This is a genomic window from Bacillota bacterium (assembly GCA_013177945.1).
GTDB lineage: Bacteria > Bacillota > DSM-12270 > Thermacetogeniales > Thermacetogeniaceae > Ch130.
In genome coordinates, this window is record JABLXW010000017.1 from 1 (window position 1) to 17740 (window position 17740).

Annotated in this window: 18 protein-coding genes; 5 read left to right on the forward strand and 13 right to left on the reverse strand. The window is 49.0% G+C overall.

Going from position 1 to position 17740, the window contains the following annotated elements; translation table 11 throughout:
* Both HPY58_11400 and HPY58_11405 read left to right on the forward strand, forming a co-directional pair.
* Positions 1 to 437 (forward strand): radical SAM protein (locus HPY58_11400; GenBank protein ID NPV30228.1); only part of this gene is annotated, 437 nt, incomplete at its 5' end.
* 214 nt (positions 438 to 651) lie between these two features.
* On the forward strand, positions 652 to 1227 hold the full coding sequence (locus HPY58_11405; GenBank protein ID NPV30229.1) for a hypothetical protein: 576 nt from the start codon (positions 652 to 654) through the stop codon (positions 1225 to 1227).
* Positions 1228 to 1252: 25 nt separating this feature from the next.
* On the opposite strand, the gene HPY58_11410 is transcribed toward HPY58_11405, so the two are convergent.
* The 9 genes from HPY58_11410 to HPY58_11450 form a co-directional block, all read right to left on the reverse strand.
* The gene (locus HPY58_11410) at positions 1253 to 2188 is read right to left on the reverse strand and encodes an ABC transporter ATP-binding protein (protein ID NPV30230.1); all 936 of its coding nucleotides are present in this window, start codon (positions 2186 to 2188) and stop codon (positions 1253 to 1255) included.
* Positions 2121 to 3119 (reverse strand): ABC transporter ATP-binding protein, encoded by a 999-nt coding sequence (locus tag HPY58_11415; protein ID NPV30231.1) that lies wholly within the window; start codon positions 3117 to 3119, stop codon positions 2121 to 2123. Before HPY58_11415 ends, HPY58_11410 begins: the two co-directional genes overlap by 68 nt.
* 12 nt (positions 3120 to 3131) lie before the next feature.
* Complete coding sequence (locus HPY58_11420) at positions 3132 to 4004, reverse strand: ABC transporter permease (GenBank protein ID NPV30232.1); 873 nt, start codon at positions 4002 to 4004, stop codon at positions 3132 to 3134.
* 2 nt (positions 4005 to 4006) lie between these two features.
* Positions 4007 to 4951: an ABC transporter permease gene (locus tag HPY58_11425; GenBank protein NPV30233.1), complete on the reverse strand. Its 945-nt coding sequence runs from the start codon at positions 4949 to 4951 to the stop codon at positions 4007 to 4009.
* 246 nt (positions 4952 to 5197) lie between these two features.
* On the reverse strand, positions 5198 to 6757 hold the full coding sequence (locus HPY58_11430) for an ABC transporter substrate-binding protein (protein ID NPV30234.1): 1560 nt from the start codon (positions 6755 to 6757) through the stop codon (positions 5198 to 5200).
* Between the two features lie 118 nt (positions 6758 to 6875).
* On the reverse strand, positions 6876 to 8426 hold the full coding sequence (locus HPY58_11435) for an ABC transporter substrate-binding protein (protein ID NPV30235.1): 1551 nt from the start codon (positions 8424 to 8426) through the stop codon (positions 6876 to 6878).
* Positions 8419 to 9450 carry a methyltransferase domain-containing protein gene (locus tag HPY58_11440; protein NPV30236.1) on the reverse strand — a complete coding sequence of 344 codons (1032 nt, stop codon included), beginning with the start codon at positions 9448 to 9450 and terminating at the stop codon, positions 8419 to 8421. The genes HPY58_11435 and HPY58_11440 overlap by 8 nt, the downstream gene beginning before the upstream one ends.
* Positions 9451 to 9466: 16 nt before the next feature.
* Positions 9467 to 10216, reverse strand: a complete 750-nt coding sequence (locus HPY58_11445) for a DUF4198 domain-containing protein (protein ID NPV30237.1) — start codon at positions 10214 to 10216, stop codon at positions 9467 to 9469.
* 33 nt (positions 10217 to 10249) lie between these two features.
* Positions 10250 to 11830: a hypothetical protein gene (locus HPY58_11450; GenBank protein ID NPV30238.1), complete on the reverse strand. Its 1581-nt coding sequence runs from the start codon at positions 11828 to 11830 to the stop codon at positions 10250 to 10252.
* Positions 11831 to 12879: 1049 nt separating this feature from the next.
* Here HPY58_11450 and HPY58_11455 point away from each other — a divergent pair.
* From HPY58_11455 to HPY58_11465, 3 genes are read left to right on the forward strand one after another with little or no spacing between them, the layout of a single operon-like run.
* Positions 12880 to 13287: a PadR family transcriptional regulator gene (locus HPY58_11455; protein NPV30239.1), complete on the forward strand. Its 408-nt coding sequence runs from the start codon at positions 12880 to 12882 to the stop codon at positions 13285 to 13287.
* A 45-nt stretch (positions 13288 to 13332) separates the two neighbouring features.
* Positions 13333 to 14262 (forward strand): ATP-binding cassette domain-containing protein, encoded by a 930-nt coding sequence (locus tag HPY58_11460; GenBank protein ID NPV30240.1) that lies wholly within the window; start codon positions 13333 to 13335, stop codon positions 14260 to 14262.
* Between the two features lie 18 nt (positions 14263 to 14280).
* Positions 14281 to 15054, forward strand: coding sequence for an ABC transporter permease (locus HPY58_11465; GenBank protein ID NPV30241.1), 774 nt, complete (start codon positions 14281 to 14283; stop codon positions 15052 to 15054).
* Positions 15055 to 15097: 43 nt separating this feature from the next.
* On the opposite strand, the gene HPY58_11470 is transcribed toward HPY58_11465, so the two are convergent.
* From HPY58_11470 to HPY58_11485, 4 genes are all read right to left on the reverse strand, one after another.
* Complete coding sequence (locus HPY58_11470; protein NPV30242.1) at positions 15098 to 15313, reverse strand: hypothetical protein; 216 nt, start codon at positions 15311 to 15313, stop codon at positions 15098 to 15100.
* Positions 15314 to 15325: 12 nt separating this feature from the next.
* Positions 15326 to 15481, reverse strand: a complete 156-nt coding sequence (locus tag HPY58_11475; protein NPV30243.1) for a hypothetical protein — start codon at positions 15479 to 15481, stop codon at positions 15326 to 15328.
* Positions 15478 to 17238, reverse strand: coding sequence for an aminotransferase class V-fold PLP-dependent enzyme (locus tag HPY58_11480; GenBank protein NPV30244.1), 1761 nt, complete (start codon positions 17236 to 17238; stop codon positions 15478 to 15480). Before HPY58_11480 ends, HPY58_11475 begins: the two co-directional genes overlap by 4 nt.
* A 62-nt stretch (positions 17239 to 17300) precedes the next feature.
* Complete coding sequence (locus HPY58_11485; protein NPV30245.1) at positions 17301 to 17696, reverse strand: winged helix-turn-helix transcriptional regulator; 396 nt, start codon at positions 17694 to 17696, stop codon at positions 17301 to 17303.
* Positions 17697 to 17740 lie beyond the last annotated feature (44 nt).

Consider the following 17740-nt stretch of genomic DNA (forward strand, 5'->3'; position numbering starts at 1 on the left):
ATCTGGACGTGCTGAAAAAAATCCCGGAGGTTGAGGTGGGTTTTACCATCACCACGGCAGACCGGGATGCCGCGCGGTTCCTGGAGCCCCGCGCCCCCTCCCCGGACCGCCGGTTCGAAGCACTGGCGCGGCTTGCGGAGGCAGGAATCTGGACGTGGATTTTTATTGCCCCGGTCGTGCCCGGCCTGGGTGATACCGAAGCAAACCTTACCACCATTCTTGAAAAAGCCAGGCGCGCCGGAGTGCGGGAGGTGGATTACGATCCCCTAAACTTCTACCCCACCTCCGTTGCGAACTTAAAATCCCTTTTCCGCAGGCGCTGGCCCCGGCTTCTTCCCGTTTTCCAGGCGGCCTGCGAGGATCAGGCCGGCTACCGGGCGCGTCTTTCCAGCCTCGCGCGCGAACTCTGGCCGCTTCACGGTTTTGCCGTCACCTGACTAATGGTTCATTTTGATGCATTTGTTTTCCCCGGGAATCTCAAGCGGAAATATGAAAAGTCGCTAAGCTTTTCCATGGGATGACTTTGGTGTCGCTGGCCGGGAAGCATCGGAAGGTTCTGCCAACATCTCCTCCAGAAATATACTTTCCGGAAAAAGGTAATCAGGATTGAACGGCGAATAATAAAAGAGTTCCTTCACAGAGCATGAAAGGATGATTGATATGGAAAAAATGTTGAAAGAAATTTTGGGAAAGTTAGATAATCTTCAAGGCGAACTGACTGAATTTAAGCAACAAACCAGTCAACGCTTTGACAAGATCGAAACGAACCAAACCAAAACCAATCAACGCCTTGACAAAATCGAAACCCGGCAGCTCGAAATGAGCTCCCGCCTCGACAGAATCGAAACCCAGCAATCAGAAATGAGTTCCCGCCTTGACAGAATCGAAGCACAACAATCCGAAATGAATTCCCGCCTCGACGGAATCGAAACCCGGCAATCTGAAATGGACTCCCGCCTCGACAGAATCGAAACCCAGCAATCCGAAATAAGCTCACGCCTTGATAGAATCGAAGCACAGCAATCAGAAAACACCCAGCTAATCCGGGCATTAATACACGCCAGCGAAGTCCACAAGGCCGATATTGATAGCCTCACTCACCAGGTAGCCCACTTATCCCGGGAAATGAAGGCCGGGTTTAAAGAATTAACCGAAGTCAGCAAATCGCTGCTGGAAATGTATGGGGAACACGAAGCTGAGATAAGGACAATCAAACGCCGGTTTTAATCCCGTGGCATTCGAAAAAGCAGGCTTAAACCTGCCAGCAGGCCACAAAATGATTCTTTTCCACTCCTTTTAAGTCAGGCCTTTTCTTGCAGATGTTGCTTGCCTTTGAGCAGTGAGAATAAAATTTACAGCCAGATAAGTATCTAGCAACCTTGAAATCTGTTACCCTGGCAAATTTGGATACATCATTTTCAGAAGCAAAAAAGGCACTCACCAACATTGATGTATAAGGGTGTTGCGGGTTCTCGCAAACTTTTTCTACCGGTCCTATTTCAACAATGCCTCCAGCATACATGACAGCAACCCGATCACTCATCCAACGGATTACCTCAAGGTCATGGGAGATAAACAGGTAGGCGATGTTAAACTTTTTCTGAATCTCCTTGAAAAGGTTAAGCACCTGTGCCTGGACAGAGACATCCAGCATCGAGGTAGGTTCATCGGCGACGATAAATTCCGGCTGCAGGGACAATATGCGGGCCAAAACGACCCTTTGAATTTGTCCCCCGCTCAGTTCGTGGGGATAGCGGCTCAAGTGCTCCTTGTGAAGACCTACCAGTTCAATTAGCTCGCTGGCTTTCTTTTTTTCTTCCCTGTGGTTATTTACAAGATGCTGGATCCGCATCGGCTCTACCAGGCTGTCGTATATCTTCATCCTGGGGTTTAATGCTGATTCCGGATGCTGGAAAATTATCTGCATTTTTTTGCGGACTTTTTTTAGTTCTGCTGAGCTCGCTGTAGTAATCTCCTGACCATGGAAAAAGATTCTGCCACCTGAAGGTGGGATCAGCCCCAGGATGACCCTGGCGAGGGTGGATTTGCCGCAGCCGCTTTCACCCACCAGCCCGAGAGTCTCTCCGGGGGAAATAGTAAAAGATACGTCATCAACTGCATTAACCAGCCTCTTTCTGAAGACCCCTGTTGCGAAAACTTTCTTGAGATTCTCGACCCTGATCAACAAACATGCACCTCACCAGATACCCGTTTGTTTTGATTAAAGGCGGCCGCTTTTCTGCACATACATTCCTGACTCTGGCACAGCGTGGGTGAAACTTACACCCGGCAGGTAGATTTACTAAGCTCGGGCTGGAACCCGGGATAGGCTTCAACCCATTGTCAGGTAGCGAAGCCAGCAGACCCTTCGTATAAGGGTGCCCTGGATGCTTTAGCACCTGTTCTGCCGGTCCGTGTTCCACGATCTCCCCGGCGTACATTACTGCTATCTCGTCACAAAGGCTGGCCGCTACTTTCAAGTCGTGGGTAATCAGCAGCATTGTTGCTCCTGTCTTTTTTGTTAGATGGCGTAAAACCTCTATAACCTGCATCCTGATTATGGCATCCAGGCCTTTTGTTGGCTCATCAGCAATAAGCAGTGAAGGCTCCCCGGCGATGCCGATGGCAGCCAAAACTCTTTGCTTCATCCCGCCACTGAGCTGGTGTGGATATTCTTTTACTTTATTTTCAGGTTCCGGTAGATTGAGGAATCGCAGCAGTTCCACGGCTACCCCTTCTGCTTTTTCTCGTGTCAGTTTTCGGTGTAGTTGCAGGGCTTCAGTAATCTGGACGCCGATCTTTAAAACCGGGTTAAGTGAAGTAGAGGGACTCTGAGGTATTAAGGCTATTTCTTTACCCCTCAACCGGCGCATTTGTTCTTCGCTCAATTGCAGGATATCTTGCCCCTTATAATAAATCTTTCCCTCGATGCTGGCATTGCGTGGCAAAAGCCTTAAGATGGAAAGGCCGAGCACCGATTTACCGCAGCCTGTTTCACCAATTAAGCCAACTGTTCTTCCTTCGGCAATGTCCAAGTTTATGTCATCAGCAGCTTTTACCAATCCTTCTTCTGTATGAAAGACTGTCCTCAAGTTCCGAATACTGAGCAGGCAGGCCACAAATCTTCCCTCCTATTCGATTTTCCTTTCCTTCAATCTAGGGTCAAGGAGATCCCGCAGGCCGTCTCCCAGGAAATTAAAGGCCATCACCGTAATCATTATGGCCAGACCGGGGAATATGGTCAGGTGGGGAGCGGTGCGCATAAATGCTTTGCCGCTGTTTAGCATTGCCCCCCAAACCGGGGTAGGCGGCTGCGCTCCTAACCCCAGAAAGCTCAAACCGGCAGCAGCCAGTATCACGTAACCAATACCTAACGTGGCCATCACAATAACCGGCGCACTCACGTTCGGCAAAATATGCCGGAGCAAGATATAGAGATCTTTGGCGCCAATGGCTTTTGCCGATTCAATAAATTCTTTTTCCTTTACCGCAAGGACGGCACCCCGGACTACGCGCGCGTAGCCCATCCAGCCGACCACTGCCAGGGCAAGCATAACGTTAAACAAACCGGGTCCCAAAAGACCGGCAATTGCCAGGGCAAGCACTAGACCGGGAAAGGCCAGCAAAATGTCTACCAGCCGCATAATTATTTCATCCACCAGCCTGCCGTAGTACCCGGCTATTAAGCCCATGAGCACACCGATGGAAGCTGTGATCGCAGTGACCGTGACCCCGATCTGCAGTGAAATTCTTGTTCCAAAGACAATCCTGCTAAAAACACAGCGGCCCAGGTCGTCTGTCCCAAATGGATACTCCCGACATGGAGGAAGCAGGGCTTTTTCTAAGTTCTGTTCATAAGGGTGGTGGGGGGCCAGAACAGGGGCAAAAACAGCCACAAACACCAGAAACAAGACGATAATCAGGCCAATTGCCGCTGTTCTATTTCTGCTAAGCCGGGCTAAAGAGTAGATACGCGGCTGTGCTTTTACCACGACTCCGTTCACGGCTACCCCTCCTTTTCATACCTGATCTTGGGATCCAGGTAAACGTAAGAAATATCTACCAGTAGATTGACTATTACAAAGACCACCGCGAAAAATAAGACACAGCCCTGGATTAAAGCGAAGTCACGGGCAAAGATGGAATCTACCAAAAGTTTTCCGATGCCTGGCCAGGCAAAGATGGTTTCGATAATTACGGTTCCCTCGAGCAAGTGGCCAAACTGCAGGCCAATGACGGTGATCACGGGAATAAAGGCATTTTTAAGGGCATGTCTGGTAATAATGCTCTTTTCACTTAAACCCTTGGCCCTGGCAGTAGTAATGTAATCCTGCTTTAGAACCTCAAGCATGCTCGATCTCGTCAGCCTGGTGGTAATGGCAGCCATCCCACTTCCTAAAGTCAAGGCGGGTAAAACTATGTGCTTCAAACCTCCGTAACCGCAAACCGGAAACAGGCCAAGATATACCGAAAACAAGAGGATAAGCAAAAGACCGAGCCAAAAATTGGGCATGCAAACTCCTATTAATGCCCCGGTCATACTCAAATAATCAGTCAACGAATATTGCTTTACCGCGGAAACAATTCCGAGAGGTATGGCAATAAGCAAAGAAACGATCATCGCGGCTAAGGCAAGTTTTAATGTGGCCGGAAAGCGGATTAAGATCTCTTCCAGCACTGGTTCCCCGGTGATTAAAGAGCGCCCAAAATCGCCTCTTACCACGTGGTTCAGCCACCTGGCGTATTGGACATAAACAGGGGCGTCCAGTCCTTCCGCCTTCCTTATCTGCTCAATGTCTTCCCGGGTCAAATCTTCCATTCCATACCTGGCAATCGCGATCATTTCCGCGGGGTCCCCCGGCGCCAGGTGCATGATAGAAAAGGTCATAATAGTGACGCCCAGGACGACAACAATCACCAAGACCAGGCGCCTGGCAATGTATTTAAGCACGAAAACCTCCCCCGATTTCTCGCAACATCTAACACGGCTTTAGCGATAGCCGACCTTAGTCCCCTTCCTTGCGGAAGGGGACTAAGGCTAGTAACAATGTTACTTAGGATTTTCGAGATAAGCTCCTTTAATTCCAGCCAGGGAGCCTCAGCAGTGATTTGATAGCCCTGGACATTTTGTCCATTTCTTGCCCTCCGAAAAATATAGCCCAAGTGTCAATACTCATCGATTACTGCTCCCAACTCACTATTCAATGTAAGCATCTGCTAGGGACTTCCAATACTGCCTGCTGTGAACGGGTGCCTCAAGACCTTTTACCGAATCCTTCGCAAAGATAACTGAGTAATAGTTATAGAGGTAAACCACAGGGTATCTCTTCAAGATTTCTTCCTGTAGCCTGTAATGTAGGTCCAAGCGTTTCTCTCGATCTCCTGTCGCGTCAAGCTGGTCTATCAGAGCATCAACCTGAGGATCCATAAGGAAATGATAGGTTCCTTTTGTGGAATGGAAATATGCCCTGTAGTTGTTTGAGGGTTCATCGTGGGGTATATACCATTGACCAGTAAGAATCAGGTCAAAATTTCCTGACTCCAAGATTTGTCTCATTTTGGCATATTCCACGACATTGATCCTCAATTTAATTCCCAACTTTCCCAACTCATGCTGAAGATACTCGGCAACGGATGGATAATCAGCTGAGTCCGTGGAATAAGTAAGAGTGAGACTGAGAGGTTTTCCATCCTTGTCCAAAGTGCCGTCGCCGTTGGAATCTACCCATCCCGCATCTGCCAGAAGTTGCTTTGCCATGTCCGGGTTATATTCGGGGTTCTTGGCGCCTTTATTGACATATATACCAAACCCGGGAGAGAACATGTACTCTGCCTTTATAGCGCAACCGTACAGAAGGTTGTCTACTATGGCGTCCTTGTTAATCGCGTAATTCAAGGCCTTCCTAACCCGAAGATCATCAAAGGGCTCGTTCTTCGTGCCCATGTAGAGTATTGATGTACCGACACCCAATTTGGTTAACATTTTGAGCCCGGAGACGGATTTTAGCCTCGGTATCTCTGAAATCAGGTTGGAGCATTGTATAGCATCAATCTCTCCTGCTTCCAGCGCCAGGACCGTTGTTTGCGGATCGGTGATTGCCACTACAACTACCTTCTCGAGTCGCGGTTTTTTGCCCCAGTAATCGTCGTTCCTCTCAAGCTCCGCTCGCTCCTTTGACCAAGATACGAGTTTGAAGGGCCCAGTACCTATCGCTTTTAGTACCTTTCCTTTATCGTCGAGCGGCGTAGTACTGCTCATGATGTAGTTTTCAGTCAACGCAAGTTCTGAATCCAAAGTAAACCTTGGTATATCAAAGATAAGCTTCACCGTATATTTGTCCAGGCATTCAACCCTGTTGAAACCGCGCCACCATTCCTTGGAGCCGTACTTTGAATTCCACTCGCAGGTGAATTTCACGTCTTCGCAATCGAAGTCGGTTCCATCGTGAAACTTGATACCCCTTCTCAGGTGGAAGGTCCATTGCCTGCCATCATCAGACATTTCCCAGGATTCCGCCAGGCAGGGTATCTTCTTCCCATCGACATCGAAGATCAATAGTCCCTCATATATAAGGCAGTGAGGTGCACCGGAACAGCATCCACCCCATCCCCCTGGGTGAATCCCGGTGTCAAACATTTTTCCCGAAACTACCGTTATCTCCTGCTTCGCAGGTTCTTTTCTTGAACCCGTTGTTTTTCCACAACCTGCCAACAAAACGACAGTTATCAAACAAGAAAATACTAGAAACCTCTTCATGAGCTTCCCTCCTCGAACCTAAACATTGTGGGCTCCCTGATTTGAAAGTTTCGCGTTTCCCCGCCCGAAGCCCGTCCTTAAGCCTGGCGGGAAAAGTTAAGTCTTGTTCATGGTGTGATTACTTTTGCAAATACGCCTGCCACAGCGTATTAAGCTCACCTGAAAAAGGGTCGAAGTTCTTTAACCGCTTATTGTAAAGGGTCACGTGATCTTCATAAAACAAGTAGACTGCCGCCGCATTCTCCAAAAGTATTTCTTGAATCTTCTGGTAAACCTTTACACGCTCTCGAGGTTCTAATACGGTATACAACTTGTCTATTAAATTATCCAACTTATCGTTTTTGAATATATATTCATACCTTTCATCCACACCCGAACGATAAATCTGCCTAAAATGCAGGTGAGGATCAGCACCCGAGCAATATTGCCGCGTGAAAAGGGCAAGATCAAAATTTCCTTTTTCTATAGCCGTTTGCTGTGCTCCCCGCTCAAGAACCTGTATTTCAACCTTTGCTCCAACTTTTTGCAGTTGATTTTGTATCATTTCCGCAATTGCTGCTATATCATCCTTTGTTATTACCAATTTAACATGGAGAGGTTCACTGTCTTTATCAAGAACCCCATCGTTATTACTATCTTTCCATCCGGCCTCTGCCAGGTAGTTTTTTGCCTTTTCCAAATCATAGGCGTAGCCTTCAATGCCGGGCTTTGCGAAAGGAGAAAGCGGAGACAAGTGCGCCACACCGACAATGCCATATTTACCTACGATATTTTCTTTCACTTTTTGGGCATCAATAGCATGAGAGATGGCTTTTCTTACTCTTACATCACTAAACGGCCCCTTCTTATAGTTAAACACGAGATGGTATCCTACTTTCCAGTTGTGAATTGCATCTACGGTAACATTTGGATTATTTTGCAATCTTTGAAGTTCTTCCTTAAAATTTGGTGAACCGTAGTAGGTAATCAAGTCAACCTCTCCTGCCTCTAAAGCTAATAACCGTGTATGGGGGTCAGGAATAATCTTAAACACTATTCGGTCAATTTTCGGTATACCTTTCCAGTATTTTTTATTCTTTACCAAGACTATTTCTTTCCCTTTAACCCAATCCTTTAAAACGTATGGCCCTGTCCCAACGGGTCGCCCGTTATCTAAAACTAAAATGGGGTATCTCATATCGGTCAAATCAGCCAAAAATGGGGCATGCGGCCTGGTTAAAACAAATTTAACGGTATAATCATTCACCACCTCAATGGATTTTATCTTTTTCGTAAGAGGAACAGGGCAAATGCTTTTTTCTTTAAGAAATTCAAAAGAAGCTTTTACGGCATCTGCATTAAATTTTGCTCCGTTACTGAACTCTACACCTTCTCTTAAATAAAATGTCCACACCAATCCGTCATCAGATACTTCCCAAGATTTGGCTAATTGAGGCACAATCTTTTTATTCCGGTCTTCAATGACCAACCTGTCATAGAGCAGGGAATAAATATCCCAAATACCGGATGTATACCCGCTGGTTGAAGGATCAAACCCCCTGACATCCTCAGGTAAAGCAATTCTTAATTCATTTTTAACTTCTTCTTTTTGACCGGTACACCCGAAAATAACAACACTGATGGCGATCAAACAGCATATTAAGCCAATACTTTTTAGAACCTTACGCATCCGTTTCCTCACCTTTCCTTGCTGTGAGCAACGTAGATGCTGAATCCCCAACAGGAGTAGAGCCTTCGATTTGATAACCTATCTTGACAAGCATTTCCTCCATTTCTTGCAAACTGTAAACATAGGACGTTGGATTGGCGAGCCTCAATTGCAGGGCAAAAAGAGCTGCCCGCTTCGGGCTGGTTCGGGTGTTATCCAGGAACCAGTGCTTGGTAAAGAGGTAGCCACCCGGCTTCAGTGACCGGTAGACCTTTCTCAAAACTTTCTCTGTTTGCGAAGGATAGAAAATATCAAAGGCCAGAACGATGTCCTGCTCTGCAGGCAATTCGTTTTCATGAAAATCACCTGCCATGAAGACAACCTCTGCATTGTAATGGCGGGAATACTCCTGAGTTACCTGTTCTACCTGAGGAAGGTCGAAGACTATTACTTCCAATTCTGGCTTAAGTTGCTTCAAGGCAATAGCGTAGAGGCCGTGCCCTCCACCCAGGTCCAAAAGTCGCTCCGCTGACTGAAAGCAGCTATGGTTGGCAATTGCTAAAATGGTTTCTTTAAATCCTTTATGCCCCAGCGCGGCCTGCGCCATGGCCCGGACAAAGGAAGGGTTAAATGTTTCACGATGATTCCAGTACCTTATTTCTTCTCCTTTTAACCAATCGGCAATTCTTTCCCACTGGCGGCGCCGTTCGGGAGAAAGCTGAAGATCAAGCAGATCACCCTGATAAAATTTGCTTCGGGAGGAAAGAAATGTTTGGGCAACTTCGGAATTGATATAAGTATCCCCTCTTTTCTCAATAAGCTCCAGAGCCGCCAGCGCATCTAACAGCAAAACAACGCGTTCGGGAACACCTCCAATTTCCCGAGCTACTGTTTCAGCGTTTTTTGGCCCATCAGCCAGAGCGTCAAATACCCCTGTTTTAAAAGCCTGGTGCAGAAGTAAAGACTCCTGATACCCCCTGGCCATTTCTACCAGAGGGTTTCCATCTACCGGTGGCTCAAAATTGAGCAACTTTTCCTTAAGCACGGCAATACCTCCTAGTTCATCGAATTACAATTAACGGTAAGGTAGCTGTCAAACGGCGCTGGTCGTAATAGCCTTCTTTACGTTCAGTATAGTCCACATGCCGGACCAAAAGCAGGTAATTCCCCGGCTGTTGTAAAGGAAAACTTACATAACCGTCCTCCCCAGTTTCTTTTGCTAAAGGCCCACCAGCACCAAGTAAATCAGCAGATATAAGGTTAACTGTGGCTCCAGCTACGGGCTTTTCCTGGTAAAGAACCTCTAAGTTTATAACATCCCCGGCTTTCCACGTTTTCCACCGAAGCGGCACCAGTTCCAGAGCGTTTCCCACGCGTTCCACTTCGCCTTCTAAATCATGGCCCACAGGCAATATCGCCCTCGCAAACTGGGTAAAGGCCGATGATTCCAGCGGGTTGTCGCAGTCCTTCTTTGGCAAAAGCAGGTGTTTGCCGTCTGCCGTAACCGTCACAATCCCACTCTGTTCTACAACAACCTGGTAAAAGCCCTCCTGTTCCGGGATAAACGAAACAGCATAGGATTCTCCATCATGTTCATTGATACTTAATTCCTTCCGGTTCCCCTCAGGATCGAAAACGTAGGCAGTCAGCCTTTCTTTTTGACACAGTCCATCAGGCTTCATATTGTGCCCCCACTTTAAAAGCACCTCTACAGGGTGACCGGCGTGGTAATGCGTCCCCGCAACATCAATCCATCCCTCGTGACCCTGCACCACCAAATGGGTGGTATCCCGATACATTATAAAATTCATCAATATCCCCTCCTCGTTATCAAGAAAGTTTGATTATTCTTCGATGTCCACTTTCCATAAAACCTGGTACCGGTGCCATGGCAACGGCGGGCTGATTTCGAAGTTTTTCAGCTTTTTTGCAGCAGCAGCGAACATTGGCTCGTGATAGAGATAAACCCCAGGAACTAATTCCTCGATTCTCTTTTGAATTGCGTGGTATTTTTGGATCCGCTTCTCACCTGCAGCCATTTTTAACTCGCCAATGTACTTATCAAGCTCTTCGTCTCTAATAACAGGAGGATATCCAAAACTACCATGCGTAGAGTAGTATGTTTCAAAATGCCACTGGGGGTCGTCATGAGGCGAGCCGATGCTTGTTTGAGCAATCAAATCAAATTCGCCTTTCTTCCACTTTTCTCTTAACGCCTGATCCTCGTAAGTCTCTATCTCCAAGGCAATCCCCACTTTTTTCAGCTGGGCCTGAATCATCTCGGCAATAATGTTCCAGGCCGGCTCTCTGGTGCCAATCGCTAAAGTAATTTTGAAGGGTTTGCCGTTTCGCTCGACGATGCCGTCATTATCGGTATCAGACCATCCCGCTTGAGCTAAGAGCCTTTTTGCCAGGTCCGGATTATATTCAGGGGACCTGAGGTCGGGTCTGGCAAACTTTGAAGACTCGGGGAAGGGACCTTTTGCAACGGGTTCTTCATTCCCAAAAATTGCTTTAACGATTTTATGCACATTAACCGCATATTTTACGGCTTTCCTCAACTGCAGGTCATTGAAGGGGTCTCTCCCGGTGTTAAAGGAAAACCAATCCAGACCGTAAGTTGTCGCTGCAGCTCTGTGGTAAAGCCTAATTTCTGGATTATTCTGGAGCCTTAAAACTTCCTGTGGCGGTATTAAGCTGAAGGGGTCGTTGCCGATTAAATCCACTTCTCCGGCTTCCAGCGAAATTACGCGGGTATGGGGATCGGGAATGATTTTAAAAACTATCCTGTCCAGTTTAACCTTGCCCTGCCAGTAATCTTCGTTTTTCACAAAGACAACTTCCTGGCCTTTCGTCCATTTACTAAACTTGAAGGGGCCGGTACCGACAAACACCCGCTGGGGAATCAGCTCTTCGCTAACTCCTTCCTCCAATGCTTTTTTCACGGCAGCGGGGCTGAGAATTTCTTCATAGACTGCTAAATTCGAGAGAAAGATTGGATTCGGTTTCTTCAGGATGAACTTCACGGTATAATCGTCCGGGGTTTCAATGACTTCAATTCCGTCCCTTATTACCGATTTCTTAAGGTAAGTTTCGAACGCATTCTTTACTGCCTGGGCATTAAAAGGTGTGCCATCATGAAACTTAATTCCTTTTCTGAGTTGAAAGGTATAGATTTTTCCGTCTTCAACTTTCCAGGATTCAGCAAGTAAAGGTTTAATCTTCATGTTGGAATCAAACATTACCAGACCTTCACTGCACAAAACGGCCTTCCCGCCCCAACTATTGGTGTAGTCATCCTTGCCGGTAGCAATTCGCAACATTTTCTCTTTTGCTTCTGGGGAACTGGTTGGTGCGGTACATCCAGCCAGCAATGTCACCAGAACAAAAACAAGTAATAAACAAAAGGTTATGGCACGTTTCATTAATTTAACCTCCTCCCACTTTACCAGTGAATTACCTGGTTTTTCCCCTAATCACAGCTAAAAATAAAAGTTTCCCGGAAATTCTGCCCTTCTGCAGGATAGCAGACCAACCTCCACTTCCAAACTCAGTCCCAGAATTAACACTGCTGTCCCGGAAGCCACCTCCAGTTCGCCAGCATAAATAAAAGCCACGAAGGATCTGCCCTGCTTCGGCAAGGCAACAGACCTTCGTGGCCTGATCATTACAAATCAAATTACCCCTTGTTTCTTAAACTTCCTAAACTTCGAACGGCTTCGTGCCATTACTTCAGAAGATTAATTCGACACAGAATAAAAAAATCCTGCTCCCTGTTACCATCAGAGGTAGCACCTCTGACTTACCTGCGGTACAGTTCAACTCCACTGAATGCTTACTGCCCCGCCTGGGATCGGAAAGGGAGAATCTATTTTACCGATGAAGATTCTGACAACACTATCTATTTCTTCGCAAGAACATGGTAAAGTGAGATTATTGAGAAGAAAGACCGGTTATATGTTAAATATGGCTAAGCCTGCTTTTATATTTTTGGCTCTGGGTGGAAAAAACCAAAGGCATGATACGTGCTTTACGGGAGGCTGTTAAGAATTGCAGGAAGAGCATCCTTTAATCCAGGTAGCCCGTGTTTTAAAAATACTATCTGGCGAACAGCCGCTGCTTGCCAGGGTGAGGCCGCCTTCGCCTTCCACCTCCAGTTAGCCTGGACCCCTCAGCCGCACGCCTCCTCATAAAGGGAAAATCCGTTCGCCCTGAAAAGCTGGGCGATGCCTCTCCGCAAAAGACCGACCATCTTATCCTTCCGGCGACGATCACCCTAGGATCAGGCTGAACATTTTCGATTTTCAGCCCATAGTCTCTCGCACGCCGGGCCCGGGAAAGAACATCTACTGAGGCTTTAATCGCCTTGGTGGGGATGCGGCTTTATAATCAAAAAACTTACCAGACTATTGACAAAATGTAATATAATGATAATATGTCAGTAGTGATAAGTCTACCATAGGAGGGACATGCAATGTGCGGAATTGCTGGAGATGGCTGCAACTGTTCGGACCAGCACCTGAAACGCGGGAGCCTGACAATCCCGTCGCTCCTGCTGCTTTTGAAGAAAAAACCGTCGCATGGGTATGAACTTGCGGAGAGGTTGAGCACCTTATCGTTTCTGGAAGGAGTGCCGGATCCTGGCGTGATTTACCGCCACCTGCGGCATTTAGAGGAGAATGGGATGGTGGAGTCGCGCCTGGAGCCGGGAAGTGGGGGGCCGGCGCGCAAGATTTACTCGCTGACTCCGGAGGGAGACAGTTATCTCCGGACATGGGCCTTGACGATTCAACAGAAAAAGAAATCTTTAGAGGGTTTTCTCCTTGAATTTAATCGGTGCCTTGCACAAGAGGCGGAAAAGGAAAATTTGAGCAGCGAGTAAGCAGCGCAAAGTTTCGCGCTGTTAAGCCAGGGGAGTTGAAAGTAAGTGAACTTCGAAGCAATCCAGGCAAGGAACCTGTTTAAAAAATATGGAAATGTTCAGGCCGTTGCCGGGGTTACTTTCTCGGTAGCGGCCGGAGAAGTATTCGGTTTTTTGGGTCCAAACGGAGCCGGAAAAACTACCACCCAGCGAATCCTGACGGGGATCGTTGAGCCGGATCAGGGAGAAGTTTTAATCATGGGCTATCACTTGAAAAAGCAGCCGTATCATGCAAAGCGGATGATGGGTGTGGTGCCGGAACTGGCCAATGTCTATGTTGATTTATCCGCCTGGGACAATCTTTTGTTTATCGGAGAACTTTATGGAGTCCCTAAAAAGATGCGTGCGAAGCGGGCAGATGAACTTCTCGAGATCTTCGGATTAAAGGAAAAGCGGCACTTTAAAGCCAGGGGCTTTTCCAAGGGGATGAAGCAGCGGCTGCTGCTTGGCATGGCGCTGATGAGCGATCCGGAAGTTCTTATTTTAGATGAACCTACCTCAGGGCTTGATGTTCAAAGCACCCACCTGATCAGGGATCTGATTAAGAAATTTAATGAGAGGGGAAAAACCGTTTTCCTGACCACCCACAACATCGAGGAAGCCGGCCAACTCTGCGACCGGGTTGCCATCATTAATCAGGGAAAACTGGTGGCTGTGGACCGGCCGGAAAAACTGAAATGTATGCTGCAGCGCCTTCAGTCGGTTGTGGTGGCTTTTCATCCACAGGTGGTTGAATCACAACTCCTCGCCGCTCTTAAGGGTGTAAATCAGGTGAAGAAGTCGGGTGACAGGTTTATCCTCTACACCGATCACCCGGGGGATGTTGTATTGGCGGTTGCCGAACTGGCCAGGCGGGAAAACTTAAAGATCCTTTCCCTGCACACCCAGGGACCAACCCTGGAAGATGTTTTTCTACACCTGACGGATCAGCAATAAAGAGAGGAAGGAGCGAAAGTGTCTGCTGAAAAATCCTCTGGCAAGTTAACCCTCATTGAACACTGGATGCTTTCCCTTGCGATTGCTAAAAAAAATGCGAAGATCTATTATCTCAAGCCGCCGGTGTTGATCTTCGGCCTTCTTTTCCCGGTTTTTATGTTTCTCGCCTTTGCGGTGGGCCGCAACCTGCCTGCCGCCAGCATGGTTCCCGGGCTGATTGGGATGACGGTTTTGTTTGCGGCCTCTTCGGTGGGACCGCTGATTGCCCCCTGGGAAAGGCAGGCTAAAACTTACGAGCGCCTGCTGACCACCCCTGTCTCCCTGTGGCACATTGTCCTGGGTGATGTCTGGGCCGGCTTTCTCTACGGCCTGGTTATTTCCCTGGTTCCCCTGGCGCTGGGAGTTCTTGTTTTTGGAGCGCTGCTTTTTGAACCGGCTGTTTTTCTTGTTACTTTGTTTCTGGCGGTTTACTGTTTTGCCTCGCTTGGTGCCTTGCTCGCAGCCCTTCCGACGGACATGCCGTCGAACGTGATGATGCTGGCTACACTGGTCCGGTTTCCGCTGCTCTTTGTGAGTGGGGTCTTTGTTCCTCTCGAGCAAATGCCGGCCTGGGGCCGCTCCATTGCCCTTTTTTCGCCTCTTACATATACCATGGATTTAATCCGCCTTGCGTTCGGGGAGCAGCCCCAGATTGGACCGCAGTTTGACATGACGGCTCTTGTCGCCTTTACGGCATTATTTCTGGGAAGCGCCTATCTTCTTCAAAAGAAAGGTCTTTCCAGAGTGTTCTAGCTTCAGAGCAATCCGGTTCCAGGCCAGGCTGGAAAACACCCGTTTACACCGGACCCTGCATTTTCTTGCTCTCCAGGTCCTGTTTTTTAAGCAGGAAATGCTGGTAAGGAGTGAGGGGAACACCGTCTTCGTAAAGAATTTCTGTAAAGTATGGGCATTCACCGCTTGCCGCGAGGTCCTGCCTGGAGAACTTCTTTTTAAACCAGAAGCACTCACTGTTCAGGGTCGAGAAAAGGCCGCACTTTAGACACCTCGACATTTTATCCCTCCTTTACTTTTTTCCGTCTAAACAACTGATCTCTTTTTTAATCTTGGGCCAGAGCGTGAACTGGAGAAAATTCCACGCCTCTTCTGCATCGTGCTCCATCAGGATCCCCTGCAGCCTGAGGATTTCCTGGGGTTCCAGGACGATGAAAACCTTTTTCATCTGAGCAGCTCCTCCCCGGCAGGCAAGAGGCCCTCCAGGTATTCGGCCAGGAGTTTCTCAATTGCCTGCTTTTGCTGCGCGTAAGCCGGCTCTTTCAAGAACGGGCACTGCTCTGCTTCGTAGCGCCCCTGGATGACCCCAGTTGCGAAGGCGAGGCAGGTTAGCTCCCCGCACTCCCTGCAGTTGGTGCGGGGGAGGTGTTTGTAGAGCATGAAGGGGCTCAGTTGGGTTTGAGGTTCTGTAGTGGGAGTAATTCTATCTCTGGCTGCGGCTACTCTGTTCAGCATTTTGACCACATTCTCCAGGATCTCGTTTGCCTTAGCGATGTTTTCGGTCTTGCCCAGGATAATCTGTCGGGGCTGGAGAACCACAGGCCGGCCTTCGTAAGAGAAGGTAAACGACTTTCCTGCTTCGTGATAGCTCCCTCTGAGCACGGCGTTTAAATAGGGGAAAAGCGTTTCAACATCATCTGTCAGGGAGGCGATCACCCTGATCTTCCTGGCATCGGCGTAGCAGGGGGCGGCCTGGATAATCTGGTAGCCTTTTACGAATTCTCCAACTGCTGCGGCGCCCTCTTTTCCTGGACGAACGGGGTGGGAGGGGCCGGGGGCTGCTTTCCGGGCGATTTCCCGGATTGCCTCCAGGAAGTACTCGATATCTGCGACTGTATTAAAGTAGCCGGGGCTGACGCGCACCGTTCCCGTCTCCAGGGTGCCGATGGTCCTGTGGGCGCGGGGCGCGCAGTGCAGCCCCGTCCGGACCATGATATTGTAAATCTCATCCAGTACCGCACCCACCTCTTCAGGGTTGACATCTTGAATGTTGAAGGAAACTACCGCCACCTGGCGGTCGGGATCCCGGGGCCCATAGAGGACGACCCCGGGAATTTGCCCCAGCTTTTCCAGTAAAAGGGCCGTCAATTGATGTTCCTTTTCTCGGATTGCCGCAACCCCTGTCTTTAAAAGAAATTCCACCGCCGCCCCGAGGCCTGCCAGGCCGGGGCCGTTGGGGATGCCGGTTTCAAAGCGGTCGGGAAGTGTTTCAGGTTGGAAGGGGAAGAGGGAGTTGCTCCCGGTTCCCCCCTCCAGCAGGGGTTCCAGCTCCAGGCCAGGGGCAATATAGAGGGCGCCGGTTCCCTGGGGCCCCAGCAGTCCCTTGTGGCCGCTGCACGCCAGAAGGTCGATGCCAAGTTCGGCCACATCGATGGGAAAAACTCCGGCAGTTTGGGCGGCATCTACGAGCAGCCTGGAGCTGTGGGCATGGGCGAGTTCCGCCAGCTCGGCCAGGGGGAAAAGGGTTCCCGTTACGTTGGAGGCGTGCGTAAAAACCAGCAGCCTTGTTTCGGGCCGGAAGGCCCGCTTTACATCAGAGAGATCGATCTCTCCATGTGGGTTGCACATGACCTCTGAAAGAGAAATGGTTCCTTTCTTTTCAAGGGTTTTCAGGGGGCGCCAGACCGAGTTGTGCTCCATGCTGCTGGTGATCACGTGGTCGCCGGGGCGCAGAAAACCTTTGATTGCCAGGTTCAGGGCCTCGGAGCAGTTTTTTGTAAAAACAAGCCGTGAAGGATCTTTAACGTTGAACAGGCGGGCCAGGGCGTCACGGCAGTCCTCGATGATCCTGGTGGCCTCCTGGCTGCGCCGGAAAACCCCGCGCCCCTGGCTTGCCCCGAAGCGGCGCAGGAAATTATTCACTGCTTCGTAAACGCACTCGGGCTTGGGCCAGGATGTTGCCGCGTTGTTCAGGTAAACCTCCATTTAAAAACCTCCTCTCCTGAAGTACAAATCCCAAAAAGCAAAATCCTAAGAGAAAATTGAGCTTAATAAAGGCGAATCTCGGCCTTGGACCACGCGTGGCGGAGTTTGGCCAGGTGCTCTTTTCCCTCCCGTCGGTGCTGGAGGCAGTGCTTAAGGCGTACAATGTCCTCGGGCGCAACGAACTCATCCAGAAGTTGCTTAATTCCGGCTCCTGCATGTGCCCAGAGGGGGTGGGAAGGAACGAGGTGGTAAAAGACCATCTGGCCGTTCCGGCGGTCGGCAATCAGTCCGGCGTCTTTTAAAATGCCCAGGTGGTGGGAAACCCGGGGCTGGGGAAGATTGAGGATCAGTTCGATTTCGCATACACATAGCTCTGCATGGATGAGGAGCGCCAGGATTCGCAGCCTGGTTTCGTCTCCTAAGGCGCGGAATGCTTCTGCGATTTTCCGCATGATCATCCCCTTTTCTGGATAAGCTGGATTGAGAAAAGAAAGTTTCGATA